The following is a 23,673-nucleotide window of genomic DNA, read 5'->3' on the forward strand; positions in this document are numbered from 1 at the left end:
ACCGGCGGAACCGGCAGCGGACCGGCCGCGCGGGAATCCGCTTGACCCGGCCGACGGTCGCCGGAGATAATTTCGACTCACTCCCACGTCCCCGAGGCTTGCCCATGACAGCCCTCCTGTTGACCGCTCTGCTCGCCGGCCAAGCCGAGATGGAATGGACCCGCAAGCACGTCATGGCCAAGACCGAGCCGGTGAAGACCGGGCGGATCGGCACCGACGGCAAACTGACGTTTGACGGGCCGACGCTGGACCCGAATGAGGTCTTCGTGGTTCTCAAGGACGAAGGGGACGCCGTCCAACTGACCGGCTTCGGGTACGTCGCGAAGGCCGACCTGATCGCCACCGACGACGCGGTCGGCGAGTTCGACCGCCGCATCAAGGCCGACCCGAAGGCCGGCGTGAATTACGGCCGTCGGGGGTTGGCATACCACAGCCTCGGTGACCACGACCGGGCGGTCGCCGACTACGGCCGGGCCATCGCCTTGGACGCGGACAACCCGCGGTGGTACGCCAAGCGGGGGCGATTGCACCTCTTCCACGCCCGCCATCAGAAAGCGGCGGCCGACTTCACGGTTGTCATCCGCCTCCAACCGAAGGCGGCCGAGGGCTATTTCTACCGCGCGTGCGCCTACCAAGAACTGGGCGAGTACGACAAGGGTCTCGCCGACGTGACGGCCGCCATCGAGAGGAACCCGCAGGTCGCCTCCCAGGGGTACCTTCTTCGGGCCATCTTGTGGAAGGCGAAGGGAGATGAGGACAAGGCCATCGCCGACTACACCAAACAACTCGAACTGTTTCCTAAGGACGAAGTGGCCCTGAACAATCGGGGCCTGTTGTGGCGGGACAAGCAGGAATGGGATAAGGCTCTTAAGGATTTCGCCGCGTCCATCGCACTCGCGCCAAAGTACAACCTGCCGTACATGAACCGCGGCGGGCTCTGGCAGGCCAAGAGAGACTATGAGCGGGCATTGACGGACATCAACCGGGCCATTGACCTCGATCCGAACTACGCCGAAGCCTATTACGCCCGGGGCCATTTGGCCGCCGAGACGAAGGATTACTCCAAGGCGGTCGAAGACTACACCGAAGCCCTGCGGCTCGACCCCCAACACCCCAACGCCCTCTACGGCCGGGGCAACGCTTACAAGTCGGCCGAGGATTACCGAAGGGCGATCAACGACTATACGGCCGACGCCCGGAGGCAACCGAAGCAAGCCGCCCGGTGCTTCAACAACCGCGGCCACACCTATATGCAATTCCACGACGTCGACCGGGCCATGGCCGACTACGGCCGGGCGATCGAAGCCGATCCGGCTTACGGCCTGGCGTACCATAACCGCGGCTACGTCTGGCTCGAACGGTACGACCTCGATCGGGCCCAGGCCGAATTCGACCAGGCCCTGCGAATCGACCCCAAGTCTGGGACCTTTCTGGCGGACCGCGCGCGGGTGGACTACTTTCGAAAAGACTTCGACGCGGCCTTGGCGCGGATGGAGCAGGCGCGGAAGATCGATCCGGACAACGCCGAAACGATCATCGTGCATGCCATCATGCGGTGCGAGAAGAAGCAGTTCGCGGAGTCCGTCGCGGATTGCACGGCGGCTCTCAAACTTGACTACGGGACGCTCGGCGTTCTGGTGGTGCGGGCGAATAGTTACGCCAAGTTGAAGGAACACAAGAAGGCCGTCGAGGACTACGAGGCGGCCTACGTTCCCGTGCGTGGGCATTACGTCGCTCAGCAGTACGCCTGGTACTTGGCCACGACTGTCGGTGCCATCAATCCTAACGGGCGGGACCCCGTCGAGTTGGCGGTGAAGGCCCTGGAATGGTACGTGAAGCTTCACCGCAAGCCGGACGCGCCGTGGGTTTACCACGACACCTCGGCGGCGGCCCACGCCGCCGCCGGCAAGTACGACGACGCGGTCACGATCCAGAAAAAGACGCTCGGGCTGGCCAAGGCGCAAAAGGCGCACCCCGACGACGTGAAGGCCATCGAGGCGCGGTTGAAGTTGTACGAGGACGGGAAGCCGTATCGGGACGACAAGTAATCGCAGCGGTCAGTTGCCCGTCTTCACCGCCGGCGCGGAAGCCTTCGTCGGCGGGACGGCCACCGGCGGAGCTTCGGGCTTATTGGTGGCCGGCTTCACGAGCGGCTCGGCCGCGGCCACGGGCATCCCCTTCGCCTTCTTCCAGGCCACCACGTCGGTCTGCACGGTTTTCAGCGCCTCGGTCAACTGCGTGTCATGCCCCTTCTGCCAGTCGGCGAAGGACTGCTCGACGGCAATGTCGGGCTGTACGCCCTCCTTCTCCATGTTCACGCCCTTCGTGGTGAAGACGCCGGTGCGGGGCACGCGGAAGCTGGAGCCGTCGATCAGGCGAATCTGGTACGTGCCGATGACGTGACCGCCGGTCGCCTGGCCGACGACTTTGCCGAGGCCGATGCTGCGGAAGGCGTGCGGGAAGATTTCCGCGTCACTGTACGAGCGGTTGTTGATGAGCAGCGACACCGGCTTCGACCACTTGCGGTCATAACTTCGCATGACCCACCCCTCGCCGCCGTTCCGCTGCCGAAACATCGTGTGTTCCTTGCCGACGAGGTACGCGAGCACCTGGTCGTGGGTGAAGCCGCCGCCGTTGTTGCGAACGTCGAGGACGATCGCCTCCTTGTCGAAGTTGTCCGAGTACAGCGACCGCACGAAAATTTCGAGGCCCGCCTCGTCCATACTCGGGATGTGGATGTACCCGACCTTGCCGTTGCTCTCCTTTGCGATTTGTGCCGCGTTGTTGTCCACCCACCGCTCGTACATAAGGTCACTGATCCGGACCCGGCTTTCCGCCTTTACCTCGACCCGTCGCTTATCCTTGCCGTCGGCCACGTCGAGCAGGACGGTTTCGCCAACCTTGTTGTTGAGCAGTTGGCTGAGGTTGGTCTTGTCGCTCAGGGTCGTGCGATCGATGGAGAGGAGTACGTCGCCGGCCTTGAGGTTCTGGCCGCGCTTGTCGGCCGGGCCACGCTTGAGAACTTCCGCGATCTTGAGGCCCGGCCCGGCGAAGGTTTCGTCGAAGATCAGCCCGAGGTCAGCCGTCACCTCGTCCGGGACCGGCATTCGGCCGGATATGCCAAGGTGCGAGGCGTTCAGTTCGCCGAGCATCAGGCTGATGAGCGAGTACAAGTCTTCCCGCTGGGCGACGTGCGGGACGAGGTCGGCGTACTTCGCCCGCACCTTCTTCCAGTCGGCCCCGTGGTGCTTGGTGTCGTAGAAGTAATCGCTGAGCGTCCGCCAGCTCTGGGCGTACATCTCCTGGAATTCCTCGTCGCGGTTGATCGTCATCTTGGCGGAGAAGGGAACACGCATCGGCTCGCTGCTCGAACTGCCGAACACCGACGACAGCGCACTCGGGGTGGCCGACCCGCTCGACCGCACGCCGCGGAGTTCACCCATGCCGTTGAGGAAGTAGATCATGCCGCCAGCTCGTTTCGACCAGCGGATTCCGTGCGGCGACTGGCTCCCGGTCGTCAGGCGGGTCACGGAGCGGCCGTCACTGCCGGCGACCCAGAGGTCGTCGCCGCTGGACAGCGAGCGGAAGGCGACTTGCGTGCCGTCCGGCGAGATCGAACCGCCTTCCGCCGTCGTGCTGCTCACCCGCTCGACGCGCTGGTGGATGTCGTCCCAGTCCGGCTCGGCGGTCCGGCTCGGCGTGCTGCCGTCGGCCGTCGGCTTGTACAGCGACAGGACGTGCATGGAGTAGTTGCCGCGGCGCTGGCTGAGGAACGCGACCTTGCCGCCGGTGTTGCTCCAGGTCACGTCGCCGTTGAAGGTAGCGTACCGGGTCACGTTGCGCGGCGGGTGCGAACCGTCCAGCGGCTTGATGAAGATTTCGCTGGCGAACGAGCCGTCCATCTTCGCGTAAACGAGGTACTTCCCGTCCGGCGACCAGTCGTAGTCCATCACCTGCAGGTCATCGACGACGATCTTGGCGTCCGAGCCGTCCGGCTTCATCGACCAGAGCTTGCCGCCGCGGAGGAACGTGATGAGGTCGCCCTTCGGCGAGAACCCGACGCCGGTCTCGTCCTCCGTCGTGTCGGTGAGGCGGGTCGTCTTGAACTTGTGGGCCTTCGTCAGTTCCGGGTTCTCGGCGTCGTCGGGTTCCAGCAGGTACAGGTCGGTCACGCCGGTGCGGTCGGAGGTGAAGACGATCTTCTTGCCGTCCGGCGACCAGACCGGCGACGAATCGAACGCCGTGGTGTCGGTCAGCCGCGTAGCCTTGCCGCCGGTCGGGACTTTCGTCAGGAACAGTTCCCCGTGGACGACGATGACGGCGTGCGACTCGTCCGGCGACAGGGCGAACTCGGTTGCATCGCGGGTGTACGTGACCGTACGCTCGGTGTTCGACTTGTCATCGGCGTGAACCTCGATGGCGAGTTTGCGGCTCTGGCCAGTGTGGGTGTTCACGACGAACAAGTCCGCGCCGCACTCGTAGACGATCCAGTCGCCGTTCTTGCTGATACGTGCCCGGCGGACGAAGTCTTCGCCGTGGGCGGTCAGCGCCTTCGGCAAGCTCGTCGCCAGGGCGGCCGAATCGGGTTGCACGTCCTGCACGACGATGTTCGCGAACCCCGGCTTGTCGGCCGTTTCGCTCACGTAGAAGACTTTCTTGCCGTCCGGCGACCACATCGGCGATGTGTCCTGGCCGTCGAACGTCGTCAGCTTTCGGGCGTTCGAACCGTCGGCCGCCGAAATCCAGATGTCGTCGTTCGACGAACCGTGGTAGCCCTTGCGGTACCACAACCCCGGCCCGCGCACGAACGCGACGTGGTTGCCGGTGGGCGAGAAGTAAGCCTCCTTGGCTTCGAACAGGTTCAACCGCTTCTCCTGGCCGCCATCGACGGACACGGTGTACACGTCCTGGCCGATGGGGTAGTTCGAGGAGCGGGTTGAACTGAAGACGATGTTCTTGCCGTCCGGCGTCCAACCGTTGACGACGTCCATGCCGCTGTCGAAGGTCAGCCGCTTCGGCCGACCGCCGTGGACCGCGACCACGAACACGTCGTAACTGCCGTGGCGGTTCGACGAGAACGCGATCTGGCGGCCGTCGGGGCTAATGCAAGGATATAGGTCGTGGGCCTCGTGCATCGTCACCGGGCGGGCGACGCCGCCGATGGCTTCGACGGTCCAGATGTCGCCGAGGTAGCTGAACGCGAGGAGCTTGCCGTCCGCGGAGATGTCCGGCGTCCGGGCGAAGCGGATAGGGTCCTGGGCCACGGCGAAGGTGGGCGCGAGCGCGACGAACGCGATCAAAAGGTGACGGAGCATGATTGGCGATGTCCCCGGTGGTGGAGCGTGTGCGGAGAGCGGTATTGTTTACCCATCTTAACACTCGGCGACGGCAGGTGCATAGTCCGCCGCGAGTGGTGATTCCCGAATAGACGAATCAGGGGAAACGGATAAACCGGGAATCCGGTCGAGAGAGGATGTGAAGAGAAAGAAGAAGGATCTCTCGCAAAGCCGCCAAGTCGCAAAGAAGACAGGAAAACGAGTAGAGATTGTCAACTACCTTTTGGGCGAGCGCCTCCGCGATCTCGCGGAGGCTTCACCGGTGTTCGGAAAGAGCTCTTCTTTGCCTTCTCATCTTTGCGACGTGGCGGCTTTGCGCGAGGCCCTTCTTCGCTCTTACTTGATGCCGAACTCGCGAAGCATGGCCCGGAAACGCGGGTCCTTCTGAATCGACTCAAGGTCGGTGTCCTGCACCATGAAGCGGAAGTCGCGGTAGCCGAGTTCCACGGCCCGGCGGAGGGTCTTCATCGCCAAGTCTCGCTGCTTCAGGATGGCGTACCGACAGGCCAAGTTGTAGTGGGCAGTCGCGTCCTGCGGTCGCACGGCCACGAGTCGCTGATCGACCCGGAGACCGTCCTTGAAGCGGCCTTTCACGGTGAAGTTACTCGCCTGGGCGCGGAGCACCTCGGCAAAGTCCGGCACGCGGGCCAAAAGGGCGTCGAAGAATTCGAGTTCGAAGTCAACTTGAGGCCGCTCGGCCAACATGGCCAAGGCGGAGCCACGGGCGGGTTCGGGAGAGGGATTCGGACGTTTACCAGAGTTAGGCATGGCGATCCCCGGTGAATAACTCTTCCAAAGGGATCGGCTGGGCCGAGCGGGGGCCGGCCACAGCCTCACCCACATTCCGAGTATACATCGAAGAAACGGACCGCCACAACCGCAGAGACGGAATCGTGGGCACATTTTTGCCGGCCGGGTCCGGTAGGACGGCCCGGATACGCAAGAAGCCCAGACAATTGTCTGGGCTTCCGTCGAGAAATCCTCGCGGCGATTTACGCCTCGTCAGGTTCGTCGTCTTCTTCGTCGTCCTCGTCGTCATCATCATCGTCGAGGTCGTCGTCTTCGTCGTCGAGGTCGTCGAACTCTTCGTCGTCGAGGTCGTCGAGTTCGTCGTCGTCAAAGTCGTCGTCGTCATCGTCGCCGAACTCGTCGTCTTCGAGGTCATCATCGAGATCGTCGTCGTCCTCGTCGTCATCCTCGTCTTCGAGGTCGTCTTCTTCCTCTTCGGACGCGAGGCGAATGTTGTCCACTCGCGATTCGGCCCACCGTCGTCGTTCCGCCGCCAATCCGGGCAGCGTCAGCAAGAGTTGCGCGGTCATATGCACTTCCTCCGTCTCGTAAGGGGACAGCGGTTCGCCGGGATTGCACACCTATCGGCGTCCGCCCGTCGAAACTCCAAAAATCACTCCAGGCTTTGCGAGAAATTCGAAAGCCTGGGTAATGTCATTCGCGAGTCCGGTCAAGGTCGATGTCGAGACCAACACGGGCGGCTGATTTGTGGGAAAGGCCAGCCGGGTTCGATCCGAGGTAGACGCTTCTTAGGAACGCCCCAAGTCGTGTCAAGCAGATTCGCATGAAATTCCCAGACCCGAATCCGCCAACCTTCTCTCATCCCATCTCCGCGCCGTAACTGAATTCCTATCATGATTTTACAACACTGTAGGAAGTGCCATGCCCGAGACCAATTCGACCGCCGGAGTCGAGAATTCTGACTTGCCACCGCCCGATACTTTCTTCCTGAGCGGCGGCGGTCCGCGCCTCGTCGACGGCGGGCCGATCTACAAGGAATCTCCACCCGATCCGCTGGCCCTTCTACCCGGGCGTGTGGCCGAACCGTGGAACACCGTCACGGCGTTTCTGTTCGTGCTGATCGTCATCGCCTGGGCAGTCCGGTTGCGCGGAAATTACCGGCGACACCCGTTCGTGACGGCGTGCCTGCCGGTGCTGCTGGCCGGGGGCATCGGCGGGACGCTCTACCACATGCACCGCTCGCGGTACGCCTACTTCATCCTCGACGTGGTGCCGATCTCGCTCCTGGGTTTCGCCGGCGCGATCTACCTGGCCGTGCGCCTGACTCCGCACACCGGGTGGCGGCGATGGGGGCGGGTGGGATTGGCCGTTTCGGCGGCGGTCGGCTGCTACCTGTTCCTCAACGGCGTTCTCTTCCGCGGCCTGCTCGGCACGTTCGGCGGCAACCCGCACATGATCGTGAACATCTCCTACGCCTCGCTCGCCGTGGTGCTGCTAATACCGCTGTTCCTCGCCCTGGCCCGCACCCGGTTCCGCCACGGCGGGCTGGTCCTGGCGGCGCTCGCGAGCTTCGCCATCGCGTGGTTCATGCGTTTGGTGGACAACACCGGCCTCGGGGACCTGCCGATGGGCACGCACTGGCTCTGGCACGTCTTCGGGGCCATCACGACCGTCGCCGTCATGGAGTATTTCCACCGCCTGGAGGTCGAAACGCTCGAACCCATCTCCTACGATAAAAGCCATCTCTCCTGAGGAATTATCATGCACTCGACCGCCGACGTTCGACCGAAGATTTACGACAGCATCACCGAGGCCATGGGCGGCACGCCGCTCGTCCGCGTCAAGCGGGTGACCGACGGCGCGAAGGGCGTCGTCCTCAGCAAACTTGAGAACTTCAACCCGCTCTGGTCGGTCAAGGACCGCATCGGCGTGTCGATGATCGAGGACGCGGAGGAGAAGGGGAAGATTCAGAAGGGCACCGTCATCATCGAGGCGACGAGCGGCAACACGGGCATCGGCCTCGCCTTCGTTTGCGCCGCCCGCGGGTACAAACTCATCGTGACGATGCCGGAAAGCATGTCGCTGGAACGCCGGCGGTTGCTGAAGGCGTTCGGGGCGGAACTGCACCTGACCCCGGCCGACAAGGGCATGAACGGGGCGGTCGCGCGGGCCGAGGAATTGTTCCGCGAGATGGGCGGCGAGCCGAAGGCGTTCATCCCGCAGCAGTTCAAGAACCCGTCCAACCCGGCCGTCCACCGCAAGACGACGGCCGAGGAAATCTGGAAGGCGACCAACGGTGCCTTCGACATCTTTGTTTCCGGCGTCGGGACCGGCGGCACGATCACCGGGTGCAGTGAGGTCTTCAAGGAGCGGAACCCGAGCATTCAAATCGTGGCCGTCGAACCGACGCTCAGTAATGTCTTGACGCAGCACCTCCAGCAGGACGTGCCGGCCGACAAGGTGGTGCCGAACCGGCACAAGATTCAGGGCATCGGCGCGGGCTTCATCCCCGGCATCGTGCAGGACGGTCTGAAGCGGGCGGCGGAGAAGGGCCGCAAGTTGATCGACGAGATCGTACAGGTGACGGACGACGAGTCCTTCGAGATGGCCCGTCGGCTGGCGAAGGAAGAGGGGATGCTCTGCGGCATCTCGTGCGGTGCGGCGATGGCCGCCGGCGTGAAACTGGCGAAGCGGCCGGAGAACGCCGGCAAGACGATCGTCGTCATCCTCCCCGACCTGGGCGAACGCTACCTCAGCACGGCGCTCTACCCTGAGGCGTAAAGTCGACAAAGGCGAGGCGAAGACCGTAAGGTGCCGGGTGGCTATCAACGACATTCACCCGGCACCTTACGGTCCTCGCCTCGCCAAGACTACTTTGCCCGCCGGAAGTATTGCTGCCCTTCGTCGGAAATCAGCACCATAAAGCCCCACACACCGATCACCACGCCGATGAAGCAACAGCCGATGTCGGGCGAGTTCAGGGCGGCCAACAGGCAGGCAAAGTAGCAGAAGTAGTACCCCTTCCGCAGCGCGAAGCAGAACCCGCCGACGAGTACGCCGAGGCTCACGGCCGCAAACGCGAGCCGCACCCTCTTCATCCCCTCTGGCGAAACCTTCCCGGCCGCCTCTTTCACTAATTGCTGTTGCCGTTCGGCCTGATCTTCGCGGCGTTTCTTCTCCTCGTCGTCCGTCAACTTCTGGCCGTCCTTTGGCTTTTCCGCGGGCGGGTCCGTTTCCAGCATGAAGAACATGTTCGCTTCCGCGAACTGCCCCGCCGCTTTCGGGTCGGCTTGGAACCACCACGCCAGATAGAGGTTGACGAACAGCCCCGCGAAGCCGAGCAGCAACAGTCCGAAGGTCGGGACGAAGAGGCGGACCGGGATGCGGACCGGTCGGGGCAGTTTCTCGGCGGCGGTGAGTTTGTCGCCCTCCCGGACCGGAGCCCGGAAGGGCGAGCGGCACTCCAGGCAGGAGACGATCTGGCCGAGGAATTCCTCGGGCAGGCTCAGGGCATGGTTGCAGTGCGGGCAGCGAATCAGCAGTGGTTCCGGCATACGAATGGCCTACGGAAACGCGGTGGGCCGGGAAGGGTGATCCTTCCCGGCCCACCGCGTCTTCGGGCGGACCCCGCTTACTGTGCGGGACCGCGGTCGAGTTTGTAGGTATTCAGCCCAGACAACCGCCGCTTTTGGCCGTCGCGGGAGGTGTCGAGTTCGAACTCCTTCTCAATCTCGGCCCTCACGACAACGCCCGTGTCGGGTTCGACCCAGATGATGCCTTTCACGCTGCCGGTGACGGTTGACGTCGTCCCCGGGGCCTGGACCGACTTGCCGACGACAGAAATGACCGCTTCCTTCCGCCCGCCCCGCTCGCGGACGCCGAGGTAGGTGTACGTGATCTTGTCCTGGTACTTGAACTCCCGCGACTTGTCCTTGGCCTTCGCGCCGGGGTTGAGGTTGGGGGCACCGGGGCCGCCAACTTGCGGGCGGGAGTACAGCAGCCACCGCACGTCCTTGGTCACGTCCCAGGTTTCGTTGGGCTTGACCAAACGGTTCGGCATCGGGATGGATGTCGCCTGCAAGGCTTCCAGTGCTCCGTTGGCGACGAAGCTGACGATCATGTTGGCCGTCGGGTCGGCCACACCGGCGATGGCCAGGGTGTAACTGTAAATCTCGCCGAACTTGTTCACCAGGCCGAACGCGGCGGCGGCCTTGAAGTAGGCCAGGAATTGCTCCTGTTCCTTCTTGCTGATCTCCATGACGGTCTGGCCGTTTATCTCGAAGGCGATGGAGAACTTGTCGAACCGCAGTTGCAGGCGGGCGAGCTGGCGGGCATCGGTCTTGTCTGCCTTAACGACATGCTCCTGCACTTCGAGCGACTTCTTGATCAGCACCCGCTCGTTCTTCGACTCGCCCTCGCCCTCGAACTCCTCGTCCAGGGCGCTACTATTGGACATGGTCACGCTTCGCTTGGCCCCCTCTTTCGGGGCGGCGGTCAGGTTCAGCGGCAGGCGGTCGATCGGCGGGCCGTCGACGGGGAGCTTGATCCCTGGCAGGGAGTACGTCGTCAGGGCGTTCTTGTAGTACGCCTGCGCCCAGAACGTGCGGCCGGCCGGCGGCACCGGGTACACGAGTTCGCCGGTCGCCTTCATCGTCTTCTCATCGTATTTCAGTTGCACGTCCTGTTCGCCGGCGTCGGTCGGGTCGCTGGTCGGCATGGTCATGGACGGCGGGCGGTACTTGGCGTTCACATCCCCGATCCAAGACCGGACGCGGACGTCGACGTTCTTCTTCATGGGGTTGAGGATGTTGGCAGTGATGGGCATGCGGACCTTGCCGTTGTCGTTGTACGGGATGCCGTACTCCAGGTTGGCCACGCGGCCGGCCATGAGGCCGAGGACGAACTCAGTCGGCACTAAGAGGGTGATCCAGTTGCCGCTCGACGCCCCGCCGTTAGTCCCTTCGACGACGATTCCGACCACGACCCCGTCGGCGTCGATGACGGCTCCACCCGAGTTGCCGGGGCTGGCCCCGCTCTCGAGTTTAACCCGGCGAATCTGGCCGAATTCGTTGCTTACGTGACCAAAGAAAGATGTCTTCCGCGCCGAGACGGTCGGTACCTTGGCCGCCCCTTGGTGCATACCGATTTTGTTGCCGAGCGGGAAACCGATCGTGAACACGCTCTGGCCGAGTTTCAACTCGGCCGACGGCTTCACCTTTAACGGCGACGGCAGATCCGGTTCGCCGATGATTTGGAGGACGGCCAAGTCGATGTCGCGATCGACGGCCAGGATTTTGATCTTCGCGTGCGGGATTTCCCGCTGCTGCGGCGTGCCGGCGTTTAGGTAGAAGGTCAGTTTGTTCGGCTCGGGCGAGTTCGGGGCCTTCATGTCGAGGACGTGGGCGTTCGTGAAGACTAGGCCGGGGGCCATGCCGAACCAACCGCTGCCGGTACCCCCGCCGGTGGCCGTCTCGCATTTGATAAAAACGCTCGCTTTCGTGCAGAGATCCATGCTCAGGTCGGAGATGCTGCCGTTGAAGTATTCAGCCGGAGAGAGGCTTGACGAACCGCGACCGCTACTGCCCCGGCTGCTACTGCCCCGGCCGGTGATCGCGGTTTCCGGCTCCAACTTCGGCGGTGTCGGCGTTGCATTTTCCGCGGGGGTGTCTTCTTTCTTCGGCTCGACTTTCGGTTCTTCCTTCTTCGGCTCGACCTTCTCAACCTTTGGTTCGACTTTCGGTTCCACCTTGGGCTTCGGTTCGGGAATATTGACCGGTGTAGGGTTAGGTACGACCGCCGGAGCGGGGTTCACGAGGGCGACAGGCTTGTCGGTGTCGGTCTTGTCGTCGCCGGAGAACATCATCGCGGCCGTGATGCCGCCGCCGAGGATGACGACCGCCGCGAGGCCGCCGAGGATCAACGGGAGTTTCGATTTCTGACCGCCCTTTTTGCCACCGCGAGCGGGACGGTCCTCGTCTTCGTCATCCTCTTGCGCAGCGATGGGCCGGCGTTTCGGTTTTGCCTTCGGCTCGTCCTCCTCCTCTTCGCGGCTTGGGCGACGAGCGGACGCAGACTTCGCCTTCGGCTCGTCGGCCTCCTCGTCCCGGTTCCGGCGGGAGGACTTGGCCTTCGGCTCGTCGTCCTCATCCTCGTCGCGGCGGCGGGACGGCTTCGAGCGGGGCGGTACCTCGTCTGCAATTTCGTCGTCTTCAATGATGGCCGCCGCCATTGGCTTGGCGGGGGCCGTCACTGGCATCATTTCGCCGCACTTCTTGCAGCGGATCGTCTTGCCAATCAAGTTTTCTGGGACCGGGTAGACGGACTGACACCCCGGGCACGAGACGGGTAAGGCCATGGGCAGATATTCCCTGGGTCGTGAATGATGGTAGGAGAATAGTTAACAGTCTAACCGGACGTTCGTTGGTCTGTAACGGGAAAATCGCCCCATCGAGAGAATCATCGGACGCCCGAGCATTACTTTGGCGGCGAGACGGAGCCGTCGGGTCGCAGGCGGTCGATGTAGTTGGTCAGTTCGGCGTCGAAAATCGAGAGATTTTTGCCCACGAGGGCTTCCAGCGCCTTCGCCGGGTCGCCGCCAGAATTGACGGCCACGAGGTAGGCGTCGAACTCCTTGCTGCCCAGCAATTGGCGGTCGAAGACCATGTAAAAGGCGACGGCCCAACAGGTCATGTAGGTGCGGTTCGCCGTGGCCTTCTGATTCGCGTGAACGGTCAAGAAGGCTTCCCCCCCGCTCCGCACCAGTTCGGCCATCGGCAGCAGCCCGCCCTTTGTGCGCATCTCCTTCGCCCGCAGGAGCCGTTCCCGGTCGGCGTGGCCGACCCGCAGTTCGCCCGCGTCGAGGATGGCCGTCTCGAAAATCTGCGCCAGCCCCTCGTTGAGCCAGCGCGGCAGATCGCCCGTGCCCTTGCCGGCCTTCACGTCTTCTGCCGACCGCGGCGGGTAGACGAAGTTCGCCGCGTAGGCGTGGAATGACTCGTGGTAGAGCAGGGCGAAGAGTTGTTGGGTCGTCTCGTCGAACTTCGCGTCGTTCGCTTTCTCGACGGCCCGAATCTTCCCTCGTTGTTCGGAGACGGTCGCGAGGAAGCGGTCGCGATCCGCCCGGCTGTCCTTGTAGAGTTGTCGGACGTCGGCCTCGTACTTGTCGAGGGCGGCCTCCTGCTGGACGTTGTGCATTTGGGCGGCCGACAAGTCTTGGCCGAGCCGCCGCAGGTCGATCCCGCAGATGATGCGGTTGTTCTTGCGGTCGTAAACGGCCGGGTTGAGGATCGCGCCGGTCGTCGGGCCGAGGAGTTTGGCGTACTCCTCTTTGTCCGGGGCGAGGAGGATCGTCAGCGTGCGGTCGGCCGCCGGCGTTTGTCGGGGCGGGAGGAAGCGGCTGTAGGCGGTGAAGATTTGCTCCAGGCGCACCGCCGCCCGGCGGGTTACTTCCTCGGACGCCGACGAGGCGATCGTGAACTGGTCCGAGTCGTACTGCTTGGCGGCGTCGGCCCGCCCGAGCCACGCGATCGGCTTCAGTTCGAGGGCGTCCATCCGCTTCCGTTCGCCGGTGCCCTTCGGGTCGAGTTCCGCGAGTTTCTGCTTCACGGCCTCGCGCTCGGCATCGGAGACCTTGCGGATTTCGACGACTTCCTTCTTCTGGAAGAACGTCGTCAGCGTCACCGTCGGGCGGCCCGGCGGCCGTCGTACCACGCGGAACCGGACGCCGGTCGCGGTCTCGTCCAGCACGATACCCTGATACTTCGCGCCGTTGACGGCCGTCAGTTCGTCGAGTTTCCACGCGGGCGACGGGTCGGCCGCCGCGAGCGCGGGCAGGAGCAAGAGTGCGAGGCAGCGGTGAAGCATGGTCGGCGGCCACGGTTAAGAAGCGGAGGGTCGGCCCGGTCAACGCCCGGCCGGTGCTGTATGTTAATTGTGACGGAACCGTTGCCGAAAGGGTAGACGTGAAGACGCGCCCGGTTGTTTCCGATCTCGTGTTGGCCATCACCGGGGCCAGTGGCTCCCCGTACGCGGTTCGGCTGTTGGAAGTGCTGTTGCAGACCGGCCACACGGTCCACCTGACGATCAGCCCGGCCGCCGTGCAAGTCTTCGAGCGAGAGGTCGGCCGGACGATTTCGCTCGACCATTTCGACGCCCACCAGTTGCTCGGGTTGGACCTGCCCGCCTTCGACCCGGCCCGGTTGCGCTACTACCACCACCACGATTTCCAGGCCGGCATTGCGAGCGGATCGTTCCTGACCGCCGGGATGGTCGTCTGCCCGTGCAGCATGGGCACTCTCGCAGCCATCGCGCAAGGGCTGTCGCAGAACCTCATCCACCGGGCCGCCGACGTTCACCTGAAGGAACGCCGCAAGCTGATCCTCGTGCCGCGGGAAACGCCCCTCGGCGTGGCACAACTGCGCAACATGCTCGCGGTGTCGGACGCCGGGGCGATCGTGCTCCCCGCGATGCCGGCGTTTTACACGCGGCCGCAGACGATCCACGACATGATCGACTTCGTCGTCGGCCGGATCTGCGACCAACTCGGCATCGACCACCACCTGAGCGAGCGGTGGGGAAAGTAGCGGCCAATTCGCCGCGCCGGTCTACTCTGCTAATACCTCCTCCCACATCCCTCCGCATCGACGAGGCTCCCGCATGGGTCGCGTATCTCGTTTCAGTTGGCTCATCCTGACGATCGTGTTCTTGCCCGCCCCGCCGGTGACCGCTCAGGTTTCCGAACCTTACGCGGCGGCCGTACAACGGCTCACGACGCTGATCGAACGCGAGGTGCGGGACAAGAAGCTGCCCGCCTTGTCGGTGGCGTTGGTGGACAATCAGCGCGTCGTCTGGTCGAAGGGGTTTGGCTTCCAGGACCGCGAAAAGAAGATCCCGGCGACGGACCAGACCGTCTACCGCGTCGGCTCGGTGTCGAAGCTGTTCACCGACGTAGCCGTGATGCAACTCGTCGAGAAGGGCCAGCTCGACCTCGACGCCCCGGTGACGACCTACCTGCCGGACTTCAAGCCGGCGGTGAAAGCCGGGCAGAAGCCGATCACCCTGCGGATGCTGATGTCGCACCGCTCCGGCCGCATCCGCGAGCCGCCCGTCGGCAACTACTTCGACCCGACCGGCCCGACGCTCGCACAAACGGTCGCCAGTCTCAACGGCATCCCGCTCGTCTACAACCCCGGCACCCAGATCAAGTATTCCAACGCGGCCGTCGGCGTCGTCGGTCTGGTGGTGCAGAAAGTGATAGGCGAGGCGTTCGAGAAGGCTGTTGAGACGAAGGTGTTGCAACCGCTCGGCATAGTGTCGAGTTCGTTCACCCCGACGTCGGCCGTGAAGAAGAACCTCGCCGACGCGGTGATGTGGACCTACCACGGCCGCGAGTTCCCGGCCCCGACGTTCGAACTCGGCATGGCCCCGGCCGGGTGCATGTACTCGACCGTCACCGACCTGGCGAAGTTCGCGTCGTGCCTCTTCGCCGGCGGCGGGCCGGTGCTGAAGCCGGAAACGCTGGCCGCGATGTTGAAACCGCAGTTCGCCGACCCGGACGCGAAGGAGGGCTTCGGTATCGGCTTCGCCCTGAGCGAACTAGAGGGCAAGAAGCGCATCGGCCACGGCGGCGCGATCTACGGCTTCGCGACCGAACTCGCGGCACTACCGAGCGAAAAACTTGCCGTCATCGTGGTGTCGTCGCGGGACGTGACCAACCCGGTCATGACGCGCATCGCCGACGATGGGCTGAAACTCTTGCTCGCGGCAAAGGCCGGGAAGGAACTGCCGAAGTTGAGGGAAACTCAGCCGCTCCCGCTCGAAGAGGCACGAACGCTCGCCGGGCACTACGTGAGCGGTGACCGCTCGATCGATCTGACGGCATCGGCCGGCCGATTGTTCGTGACGCCCAACCGCGGCGGCTTCCGCACGGAACTGCGGGCCGCAGAAAAGAACCTGATGGCCGACGATGCCCTCTCGTGGGGGCCGGCCGCCGAGCGAGTCGACGGCAAACTGAAGGTCGGCGATCGCATTTACGAGAAGCAACCCGACGCCGGACCGCCGGCCGCGCCGCCGGCCAAGTGGCTCGGTCTGATCGGCGAGTACGGATGGGACCACAACACGCTTTTCATCCACGAACGCCACGGGAAACTCTACGCCCTCATCGAGTGGGTTTTCCTCTATCCGCTGAAGGAAGAAACGGAAGACGTGTACGCTTTCCCCGACTTCGGCCTGTACCACGGCGAGAAACTCGTCTTCACCCGTGATATGGCCGGGCGGGCGACGAAGGTGGAGGCGGCGAAGGTCGCCTTCGAGCGGCGGAAGATCGACGGCGAGAACGGCGAGACGTTCCGCATTAAGCCCGAGAAGCCGCTCGCCGAACTACGGAAAGCGGCCCACGCCGCCACGCCGCCGAAGGAGGAGCGGGAGCGCAAGCCGGAGTTGGTGGACCTCGCCACGATCGACAAGACGATCACTTTCGACGTCCGCTACGCGACGGACAACAACTTCCTCAGCACGCCGCTCTACACCTCGGCGAAAGCCTTCATGCAAAAGCCCGCGGCCGAGGCGTTGGGGCGGGCGCACAAGAAGCTCGCCGAGTCCGGCTACGGTCTTCACGTTTACGATGCCTACCGGCCGTGGTACGTCACGAAGATGTTCTGGGACGCAACGCCGGACAAGTTTCACGACTTCGTCGCCGACCCGTCGAAGGGTTCCCGCCACAACCGCGGCTGTGCCGTCGATCTAGGGTTGTACGACCTGAAGACGGGCAAGCCGATCGAGGTTGTCAGTGGCTTTGACGAGTTCTCGGATCGGGCATACCCCGACTACCCCGGCGGCACGTCACGCCAACGCTGGCACCGCGACCTGTTGCGACGGGCGATGGAGGCGGAAGGCTTCACTGTGTACGAGGCCGAGTGGTGGCACTTCGACTACCGCGACTGGCAAAAATACCCGATCCTGAACCGGACGTTCGAGGAGATCAAGTAAGTCGGCGATTTTCCGGCCGACGTGCGCTCCCTGCAAGCAATGGCGAGCGGCCCGGCGTGAGCGGGCCGTGTCTTGACTTGTTCAGACACGGCCCGCTCACGCCGGGCCGCTCGCCGTTGGTGAAGGATCAGCATTCCCGAGCGACGGAGTCGTCAGCCGACGTCGAGAACGCGCGATGCCTGCTCACAACTCTCCATCAACTGCGTCCGCCACTTGTTGTCGAGGTATCCGCCGGTGATCTCGGCCCAGTCGCGGATCGAAAAGAGGCAGGTTTTCAGATATTCCACCGCAGCCGGGTCGCGCCGCGGTTCGCCACGGAACACCGGGGACGTGTGGGCGAAGTTCGTCGCCGTCGGAATGAGGGGCGACGGTTTGCCCACGCAGCGAGCGGCCAGCCACGCCGCGTCCGGCGGGGTGTTCGCCTCAACTTCGGCGGTGAAGCGACCGGCATCCTCCCGCGATTGGGTGGTGGCGATCACTTTGCCGTCCGCGATGATTTGCAGCTTCTCGAAGGGCGTGACGCACTCTGCCCGCGCCCGTAATCGTTCGCCTGTCGCGAACGACAAGATCGGCCCGTTCGTGATGAACGACTGTCCCGACCGCACTGCTTCGACCCAGGCCGAATAGTTCGGAGATTCACCCATCACTTTCGCGTACGTCCGCATTCCGCCGAGCGGCACGCGGTTCGAATCCTTGCCGCTACCGCCGATCAGGGGTAGGCGCACGCCAGCGTTCAACAGCCGGTAGTACAAGGGCAATAGCGGCGTTGTCCGAAGGGTGTCGAATTCGATCGCGTCAACTTTGCCCAGAATGGCGGCGACCAACGCTTCCCCGCCGAAACTCGCGGCCGGCACATCGAACGGGTTCACCCAGGTGACGAGCCCCCTCTTCCGGTGGCACTGCTCACACCAGTCGATCAATGACCAGTCGTCGGTATCAAACGGCTCGCCGAACGCCAGCGGGAAGACGATGCGGTGGGCGTGAAGCAACCCCAGATTTCCGAGGCCGCGGTGGGCGTTGAGGGTGTTCACGACGACCGCATGCGAACCCGATTCCAGCGACGGAACCTGTCCGCTGAAGGCCGTCAGGTTCGGCAACGTGACGTGCGTGTTGCCGTCCTGCATCAGTTGTAAGTGGACCTTCGCCAACACGTTCACGACGTTCACGTCTTCCGCCGCCGCTTCCAACAGCGCCGCGTGCGGCGAGATAAAGTGCGCCCGACTGTCGCCGCTCACCCAGCCGTCGGCCGCGAGGTTGCTCCACCGCTCGATGCCGAGGCGGACGGCCATCTGACCCGTGCCGAGGGTGATCGTCTCGTCGAGTGGACGGTGCTCCGGTCCCTTCGTGGCCCGCACCCGCAGTGGCACGCCAGCCGGGAGTTTGATCTCGCACGCGCCGTCGATGTACGCGAAGTTCTCCCGGCCGATGCGGAGGTTGCCGCCCACATCTTCGCCGACGCCGCAGGCGAACGCGGCCAGCCGACCGAGCGGCGGGTAATACTCGCCGCCCGGCCCCGTGACCGAGAGCCGCACGGCCGTGGGCAACTTCGTGGCGGTGTCGTTGATGCGGAGGTGGATGGTGAGCATTTACTTCAAGCCTTGCAGCCAAGTCGTGACGACCTTCGCGACCTCGGCGATTTGCTTGCCGTCGCACTGCTCCGGCGTGTCCGAGAGTTTGTGCCAGTGCTTGCGGTAGCCGTCGAAGTCGATGATGTCGATGGCCGGGATGCCAACGCGGTTGAGCGCGACGTGGTCGTCACTCACTTCGATGCCGAGGGCCGAGACGAACGACCCCGCGCGGGCGTCGGCGGCGGCCTGCCAGAACTGCCGCACGAGCGGTTCGGCCTTGTACCACGAGTTCGCCTCGATGGCGAACTTCGCGCCGGGGTGGGCGAACAAGTCGAACAGCACGGCCGCCTCGTAGCGGTACTTCAACTTACTCTTGTTCGCGGCGTACTGATCGGCGAAGTAATCGGAGCCGATGAAGAAGCGGTCGCCGCGAATGCCGCCAAGGCCGGTCGGCTCGAAGATGTACTCCTCGCCGTCGAACAGGACGAAGTCCACGCCGACGCCGGTGGGGAAGTCCTTCATAACGTGGGCGAGTTCCATCAGCATCGCCACGCCGGACGTGCCGTCGTTGGCGCTGACGAACGGCTTCCGCCAGTCGTTGCGGTTCGGCTCCTCGTGGGCCATCGGCCGCGTGTCGTAGTGGGCCGACAGAATCACCCGCCGTTCGCGGTCCGGGAACCACGAGATCGTCAGGTTCGTCATCTTCACCTTGTCGCGGCGACTGTCCTGCTTCGCCTCGAACTCCTGCTTCGTGACCTTCCCGCCGAGGTCTTCGAAGTGTTTGACGACGAGTTCCTGCTGCTTCGCCATGCCGTCAGTGCCGCTGACGCGCGGGCCGAGGTCGCAGAGCTGCTTGAGGTACTTCATCGCCCGGTCGCCGTCGAACGCGATCTCCTTGACGGCCGCGTTCGCCCCGCCGCGGGTTTCGCCGAACTGTTCCTTCTTCGCCGGCTTGTCCGGATCGAACGCCCCCTGTTCGTGCGGCTTCTCGTCGGCGTGCCCCTGTTCCCACGGCTTCCAGACGAAGAGCATGAGCGCCGCTCCTAATAGGAAGGCCACCGCGAGGGGTTGCACGATTCGAGACATCACGAACATCCTTTCGAACGATTTCGTCACCCGGCATCGGGGTAGCCGATTTCGATAACGTCCTCGGCCAAGTCTGCCAACGTGACCTTCGAACCCGCATCGCTTGCCATCGGGTTATCGTATCGCATCGCCTCCACGAGCTCCGGCGTTAATGGGCGATGCTCATAAATATGGCGCACTTGTTCGACTGTGAGGCTTGGTGCCTCGAATCCATCCGCGGCCCACGCTTGATAGGTTTCGGGCCGACCGTCCAGGATTGCCAGTAACTCGGCCGAACCGTCAGGATCGTGCCCCGGCGGGAACTGGATTGCCCCTCGTTGCCATGCAGGGTCCGTTTGTTTCCGCCAGATACAGAAGGTCGTGTCCTTTGTGGAGAACGCCGGTTCGGTCACGGCCTCCGTAAACTCGGAGGGAACGGATTCGATCAGACCCGCCCACAACTTCCCATCCCCACCTTTACGGTATGGGGACATGGCAGATTCGTGGTGGAAGCCCTTGAGGTAGCACCCGTGGCGATTGAACAAGGCGTAGAACTCGTTCCCAGACCCGTCACGCATTGATCCCATCCGCTCGCCCTTCGCCCATTTCGAGTTGAACGAGTAATAGCGAAACTGCCAGTCCCGGCAAAGAATCGCGTCGAGCATCGCGAGCGACTTCAGCAACCTTCGGAGGCCGTCCACGTCGGGCAGCTCCGAGAGATCGCGCGTCGAGATCATGGGGCGGCCTCCGAGTTGACTGGCACATCTTACCGACGGCAGGCCGGGGAAGATAGCAAGACCGCACATCCGGGGAAGGCAGATTCCTTACGCGAATCTCATTTTTGCGGGCCGAAATGTCTCGACAGACGCGGCAGGGGTCGTTATGTGCATCGCCTCACTCGGGCGACAAAGTGTCCGATCACCGGGACGGCCGCGACGGAGGGGAAAACGCCCCGGCCGGACCGGTGGTGCGGGCCGTGTCAACGGCGCGACGGGTGTGGATTTGTGGGGGCACAAGTCCGCACCCGAGCCGCGACAGTCGACAAAGTCGGTCCGGGTGAGCGGGGAGTTTGAAGAGTTTACATTACGGTGGCGAAGTTTCCGTCCGATAAACGCGATGGAGAAGCCGGTCTATCCCGTCCGGCTTCGCGGGGGACGTAGGTCAGTACGCGCGGAATCACGCTTCAGAGTCCGAACCGCTTGCCCGGCGCCGAAGGATGGTGTGCCGCCGGTCGATTGGGGAGTCGCTCGGCAGTTTGCCGGACGGCTCCGGGCGGCGGCGACTCGGCTTCTGAAGTTGAACCTTCCGGGGGACCGGACCTGGCGAGTTGGATTGTCGAGTTGGTGTTACCCTCGCCGGGGCCGGTGTTGAAGGTTCGAGTGGTCCTGCTACTGGCCGGACATCAGGGAGGATTTCGATGGTGAGCACTCGGATCGAGACCGACATCCAGCAGGTCTGGCAAGAGTATCGGGCGAACCCGACTCTCGACTTGCGGAATCGGCTGGTCGAGAACTACATGCCGCTCGTCAAGTACAACGGTGAGCGCATCTGGGCGCGACTGCCCGATGGTGTGGAACTTGACGACCTCATCAGCGCCGGCATCTTCGGATTGCTGGACGCGATTGAAGCCTTCGACTTGTCTCGCGGCGTCAAGTTCGAGACGTATTGTGTGCCGCGGATCCGGGGGGCCATGCTGGACGAACTGCGGACCATGGACTGGGTTCCGCGGCTCGTGCGGTCCAAGCAGAGCAAGTACGACGCGGCGAACAAGCAACTCGAAACCGCCCTCGGCCGCAAGCCGACCGCGGAGGAACTCGCCGTCCGCCTGCAAATCCCGATCGAGGAAGTCCAGAAGTACGTGAGCGAGGCCACCGCCGTCGGACTCGTTAGCCTGAACAAGAAGTGGTACGAGACCGATAGTTACAAGGACGTCCGCGAGATCGACATTCTCGAAGACAAGAAGGCCGAAGACCCGACCCACCGCCTCCAGAACCGCGACCTGATGCGGCTCGTCACCCGCGGCCTCAACCGCAACGAGCGGCTCATCGTCATCCTCTACTACTACGAGGAGATGACGATGAAGGAGATCGGGGCCACGCTAAACCTCAGCGAGTCGCGCGTCAGTCAGATGCACAGCAGCATCGTCACCCGCCTGCAAACGCAACTCTGCAAACGCCGCCCGGAGTTCAGCAACTGACGGCACCGTTCATATAATCATGGGGGCCGACGTAAGCCCACCCGCGGCCGCGGGTGGGCTTTCCTGTTTTGTGAGTTTCCGCCATGCCACGCATCCTGATCGCCGACGACAACCAGCCGAACGCGGAACTGCTCGAAGCCCACCTCGACGGCAGCGGCCTCGACACGAAGATTGCCGTGAACGGTGAGGAAACGCTCAAGATCGCGGCCGAGTGGCTGCCGGACGTGGTGTTGCTCGACGTGATGATGCCGAAGCTCAGCGGCTTCGAGGTCTGCAAGCGGTTGCGGGCCGACGACCGGACGAAGGACATCGGCGTCCTCATGGTGACGGCCCTCGACCAACCGACCGACGTTGAACGGGCCGTCGACGTTGGCACCGACGACTTCATTACGAAGCCGATCAACAAGACGGAACTCATTCACCGCGTGAAGGCCCTGCTTGCCGCGCGGCGGGAAGCCGACCCGATCGACCGCGGCCTCTCTTACTTTCGCCACGTCCAACAAGGAGTTTGATCGTCCGGCCGTCCGCGGCCTGACCGAACGCACCCATGACCACTGCATCCGTGATCCTGAAGCCGAAACGCGCCCAACCCTTCTTCGGCCGCCACCCCTGGGTCTTTGCCGGAGCCGTCGAGAAAGTGGACGGCAAGCCCGCCGACGGCGACGAGGTCATCCTCCGCACGTCGGCTGGGAATTTCGTCGCCCGCGGGCTGTTCAACAACCATTCGAAGATTCTCGTGCGGCTCTACTCGTGGGACGAGGCGAAGCCGTTAGACCGCGACTTCTTCCGCGACCGACTCGCCCACGCCATCAAACTGCGGCACGACGTGCTGAAGCTCAACCACGGCCCGACGGCGGCGTACCGCGTCTGCTTCAGCGAGAGCGACATCCTCTCCGGGCTGATCGTGGACCGCTACGGCGAATGGCTGACGGCACAGTTTACGGCCCTTGGGCTGGCGAACCGGCGGGAGATGATCGCGGATATTTTGCGCGAACTGCTAAATCCGCGCGGAATCTACTTGCGCACCGAGAAGGGAATCGGCAAGTTAGAAGGATGCGAACTGCACGACGGCCTGTTGTCGGGCGAACCGCCGCCGGCCGAGATCGTGATTGAGGAGAACGGTCTCAAGTTCGCCGTGAACCTCGCAGAAGGACAGAAGACCGGGTACTACCTCGACCAGCGAGACAACCGGGCGGCCGTCGCGAAGATGTGCGAAGGCAAGCGGGTTCTAGACGCCTTCAGCTACTCCGGCGGCTTCGGCGTGTACGCCGCGAAGGGTGGGGCGGCGAGTGTCAGTTGCGTCGATGCTTCCGACGCGGCGTTGACCCTTGCGAAGCGGAACGCGGATCTGAACGGGCTGACCCAGGTGACGACAGCGAAGGCCGACGTCTTCAACCACCTGACGGCACTGGCCCAGGAGAAACAGCAGTTCGACGTGGTCGTGCTCGACCCGCCGAAGTTCGCCCGCAACCGGGCTGCACTGCCGGACGCGATCCAGGGGTACCGGCGACTGCACAAGTTGGCGATGAAGCTGCTCGCGCCGGACGGAATTCTCGTGTCGTGCTGCTGCACCGGCCTGATCAAGATGACGGACCTGGAAGAGATCATCGCCCAGGTCGCGATGGACGCCAAGCGGGACACGCAGATTCTCGAGCGCCGCGGGCCGTCGGCCGACCACCCGGTCGCCGTGAGTTGTCGCGAGAGCGGCTACTTGAAGTGCATCGTGAGTCGCGTGACGTGATTCGGCATCGGACGCCCGCCTCGTAACCTC

The 23,673-nt window shown here is 63.8% G+C and carries 17 protein-coding genes; 8 read left to right on the top strand and 9 right to left on the bottom strand.

The window, feature by feature from the left end; translation table 11 throughout:
- Positions 1-104 precede the first annotated feature (104 nt).
- Positions 105-2,048, top strand: a complete 1,944-nt coding sequence (locus PX52LOC_RS21105) for a tetratricopeptide repeat protein (RefSeq protein WP_149111952.1) — start codon at positions 105-107, stop codon at positions 2,046-2,048.
- A 9-nt stretch (positions 2,049-2,057) separates the two neighbouring features.
- Here PX52LOC_RS21105 and PX52LOC_RS21110 read toward each other — a convergent pair whose 3' ends face one another.
- The 3 genes from PX52LOC_RS21110 to PX52LOC_RS41685 form a co-directional block, all read right to left on the bottom strand.
- Positions 2,058-5,315, bottom strand: coding sequence for a S41 family peptidase (locus PX52LOC_RS21110; RefSeq protein ID WP_149111953.1), 3,258 nt, complete (start codon positions 5,313-5,315; stop codon positions 2,058-2,060).
- A 357-nt stretch (positions 5,316-5,672) separates the two neighbouring features.
- Complete coding sequence (locus PX52LOC_RS21115) at positions 5,673-6,041, bottom strand: TPR end-of-group domain-containing protein (protein ID WP_390637555.1); 369 nt, start codon at positions 6,039-6,041, stop codon at positions 5,673-5,675.
- Positions 6,042-6,328: 287 nt separating this feature from the next.
- Positions 6,329-6,655, bottom strand: coding sequence for a hypothetical protein (locus PX52LOC_RS41685; protein WP_178132563.1), 327 nt, complete (start codon positions 6,653-6,655; stop codon positions 6,329-6,331).
- A 352-nt stretch (positions 6,656-7,007) separates the two neighbouring features.
- Between PX52LOC_RS41685 and PX52LOC_RS21125 the strand changes: the two genes are divergently transcribed.
- Both PX52LOC_RS21125 and cysK read left to right on the top strand, forming a co-directional pair.
- The gene (locus PX52LOC_RS21125; protein WP_149111955.1) at positions 7,008-7,838 is read left to right on the top strand and encodes a hypothetical protein; all 831 of its coding nucleotides are present in this window, start codon (positions 7,008-7,010) and stop codon (positions 7,836-7,838) included.
- A 9-nt stretch (positions 7,839-7,847) separates the two neighbouring features.
- Positions 7,848-8,867 carry a cysteine synthase A gene (cysK, locus tag PX52LOC_RS21130; RefSeq protein ID WP_149111956.1) on the top strand — a complete coding sequence of 340 codons (1,020 nt, stop codon included), beginning with the start codon at positions 7,848-7,850 and terminating at the stop codon, positions 8,865-8,867.
- Positions 8,868-8,956: 89 nt separating this feature from the next.
- On the opposite strand, the gene PX52LOC_RS21135 is transcribed toward cysK, so the two are convergent.
- From PX52LOC_RS21135 to PX52LOC_RS21145, 3 genes are all read right to left on the bottom strand, one after another.
- Positions 8,957-9,640, bottom strand: coding sequence for a hypothetical protein (locus PX52LOC_RS21135; RefSeq protein ID WP_149111957.1), 684 nt, complete (start codon positions 9,638-9,640; stop codon positions 8,957-8,959).
- A gap of 77 nt (positions 9,641-9,717) precedes the next feature.
- Positions 9,718-12,441 (bottom strand): trypsin-like peptidase domain-containing protein, encoded by a 2,724-nt coding sequence (locus PX52LOC_RS21140; protein WP_149111958.1) that lies wholly within the window; start codon positions 12,439-12,441, stop codon positions 9,718-9,720.
- A 119-nt stretch (positions 12,442-12,560) separates the two neighbouring features.
- Entirely contained in the window at positions 12,561-13,949 is a 1,389-nt protein-coding gene (locus tag PX52LOC_RS21145) for a DUF1570 domain-containing protein (RefSeq protein WP_149111959.1), read from the bottom strand.
- 98 nt (positions 13,950-14,047) lie between these two features.
- On the opposite strand from PX52LOC_RS21145, the gene PX52LOC_RS21150 reads away from it, so the two are divergent.
- Positions 14,048-14,668 carry a UbiX family flavin prenyltransferase gene (locus PX52LOC_RS21150; RefSeq protein WP_149111960.1) on the top strand — a complete coding sequence of 207 codons (621 nt, stop codon included), beginning with the start codon at positions 14,048-14,050 and terminating at the stop codon, positions 14,666-14,668.
- Positions 14,669-14,741: 73 nt separating this feature from the next.
- The gene (locus PX52LOC_RS21155) at positions 14,742-17,072 is read left to right on the top strand and encodes a serine hydrolase (protein WP_149111961.1); all 2,331 of its coding nucleotides are present in this window, start codon (positions 14,742-14,744) and stop codon (positions 17,070-17,072) included.
- Positions 17,073-17,224: 152 nt separating this feature from the next.
- Here the strand turns inward: PX52LOC_RS21155 and PX52LOC_RS21160 are convergent, their stop codons facing one another.
- Genes PX52LOC_RS21160 through PX52LOC_RS21170 form a run of 3 tightly spaced genes read right to left on the bottom strand, consistent with a single transcriptional unit; the run spans position 17,225 to position 20,442 of the window.
- Positions 17,225-18,658 (bottom strand): CehA/McbA family metallohydrolase, encoded by a 1,434-nt coding sequence (locus tag PX52LOC_RS21160; protein ID WP_149111962.1) that lies wholly within the window; start codon positions 18,656-18,658, stop codon positions 17,225-17,227.
- Positions 18,659-19,726: a M28 family peptidase gene (locus PX52LOC_RS21165; RefSeq protein WP_149111963.1), complete on the bottom strand. Its 1,068-nt coding sequence runs from the start codon at positions 19,724-19,726 to the stop codon at positions 18,659-18,661.
- Between the two features lie 26 nt (positions 19,727-19,752).
- Positions 19,753-20,442, bottom strand: a complete 690-nt coding sequence (locus PX52LOC_RS21170) for a hypothetical protein (RefSeq protein WP_149111964.1) — start codon at positions 20,440-20,442, stop codon at positions 19,753-19,755.
- 680 nt (positions 20,443-21,122) lie between these two features.
- Between PX52LOC_RS21170 and PX52LOC_RS21175 the strand changes: the two genes are divergently transcribed.
- From PX52LOC_RS21175 to PX52LOC_RS21185, 3 genes are all read left to right on the top strand, one after another.
- Complete coding sequence (locus tag PX52LOC_RS21175) at positions 21,123-21,902, top strand: FliA/WhiG family RNA polymerase sigma factor (protein WP_149111965.1); 780 nt, start codon at positions 21,123-21,125, stop codon at positions 21,900-21,902.
- Positions 21,903-21,985: 83 nt separating this feature from the next.
- Positions 21,986-22,414 carry a response regulator gene (locus PX52LOC_RS21180; protein ID WP_149111966.1) on the top strand — a complete coding sequence of 143 codons (429 nt, stop codon included), beginning with the start codon at positions 21,986-21,988 and terminating at the stop codon, positions 22,412-22,414.
- A gap of 35 nt (positions 22,415-22,449) precedes the next feature.
- Positions 22,450-23,643 carry a class I SAM-dependent rRNA methyltransferase gene (locus PX52LOC_RS21185; RefSeq protein WP_149111967.1) on the top strand — a complete coding sequence of 398 codons (1,194 nt, stop codon included), beginning with the start codon at positions 22,450-22,452 and terminating at the stop codon, positions 23,641-23,643.
- The last annotated feature ends 30 nt before the right edge of the window (positions 23,644-23,673 follow it).

Source organism: Limnoglobus roseus (assembly GCF_008254045.1).
GTDB classification, from domain to species: Bacteria; Planctomycetota; Planctomycetia; order Gemmatales; family Gemmataceae; genus Limnoglobus; species Limnoglobus roseus.

Bases quoted from the DNA above. Each gene is read 5' to 3' on its own strand.
- PX52LOC_RS21160 (WP_149111962.1), bottom strand. From the start codon at position 18,658: ATGCTCACCATCCACCTCCGCATCAACGACACCGCCACGAAGTTGCCC.
- PX52LOC_RS21165 (WP_149111963.1), bottom strand. From the start codon at position 19,726: ATGTCTCGAATCGTGCAACCCCTCGCGGTGGCCTTCCTATTAGGAGCG.
- PX52LOC_RS21155 (WP_149111961.1), top strand. From the start codon at position 14,742: ATGGGTCGCGTATCTCGTTTCAGTTGGCTCATCCTGACGATCGTGTTC.
- PX52LOC_RS41685 (WP_178132563.1), bottom strand. From the start codon at position 6,655: ATGACCGCGCAACTCTTGCTGACGCTGCCCGGATTGGCGGCGGAACGA.
- PX52LOC_RS21125 (WP_149111955.1), top strand. From the start codon at position 7,008: ATGCCCGAGACCAATTCGACCGCCGGAGTCGAGAATTCTGACTTGCCA.
- PX52LOC_RS21135 (WP_149111957.1), bottom strand. From the start codon at position 9,640: ATGCCGGAACCACTGCTGATTCGCTGCCCGCACTGCAACCATGCCCTG.
- PX52LOC_RS21110 (WP_149111953.1), bottom strand. From the start codon at position 5,315: ATGCTCCGTCACCTTTTGATCGCGTTCGTCGCGCTCGCGCCCACCTTC.
- PX52LOC_RS21140 (WP_149111958.1), bottom strand. From the start codon at position 12,441: ATGGCCTTACCCGTCTCGTGCCCGGGGTGTCAGTCCGTCTACCCGGTC.
- cysK (WP_149111956.1), top strand. From the start codon at position 7,848: ATGCACTCGACCGCCGACGTTCGACCGAAGATTTACGACAGCATCACC.
- PX52LOC_RS21115 (WP_390637555.1), bottom strand. From the start codon at position 6,041: ATGTTGGCCGAGCGGCCTCAAGTTGACTTCGAACTCGAATTCTTCGAC.
- PX52LOC_RS21145 (WP_149111959.1), bottom strand. From the start codon at position 13,949: ATGCTTCACCGCTGCCTCGCACTCTTGCTCCTGCCCGCGCTCGCGGCG.
- PX52LOC_RS21180 (WP_149111966.1), top strand. From the start codon at position 21,986: ATGCCACGCATCCTGATCGCCGACGACAACCAGCCGAACGCGGAACTG.
- PX52LOC_RS21105 (WP_149111952.1), top strand. From the start codon at position 105: ATGACAGCCCTCCTGTTGACCGCTCTGCTCGCCGGCCAAGCCGAGATG.
- PX52LOC_RS21170 (WP_149111964.1), bottom strand. From the start codon at position 20,442: ATGATCTCGACGCGCGATCTCTCGGAGCTGCCCGACGTGGACGGCCTC.
- PX52LOC_RS21175 (WP_149111965.1), top strand. From the start codon at position 21,123: ATGGTGAGCACTCGGATCGAGACCGACATCCAGCAGGTCTGGCAAGAG.
- PX52LOC_RS21185 (WP_149111967.1), top strand. From the start codon at position 22,450: ATGACCACTGCATCCGTGATCCTGAAGCCGAAACGCGCCCAACCCTTC.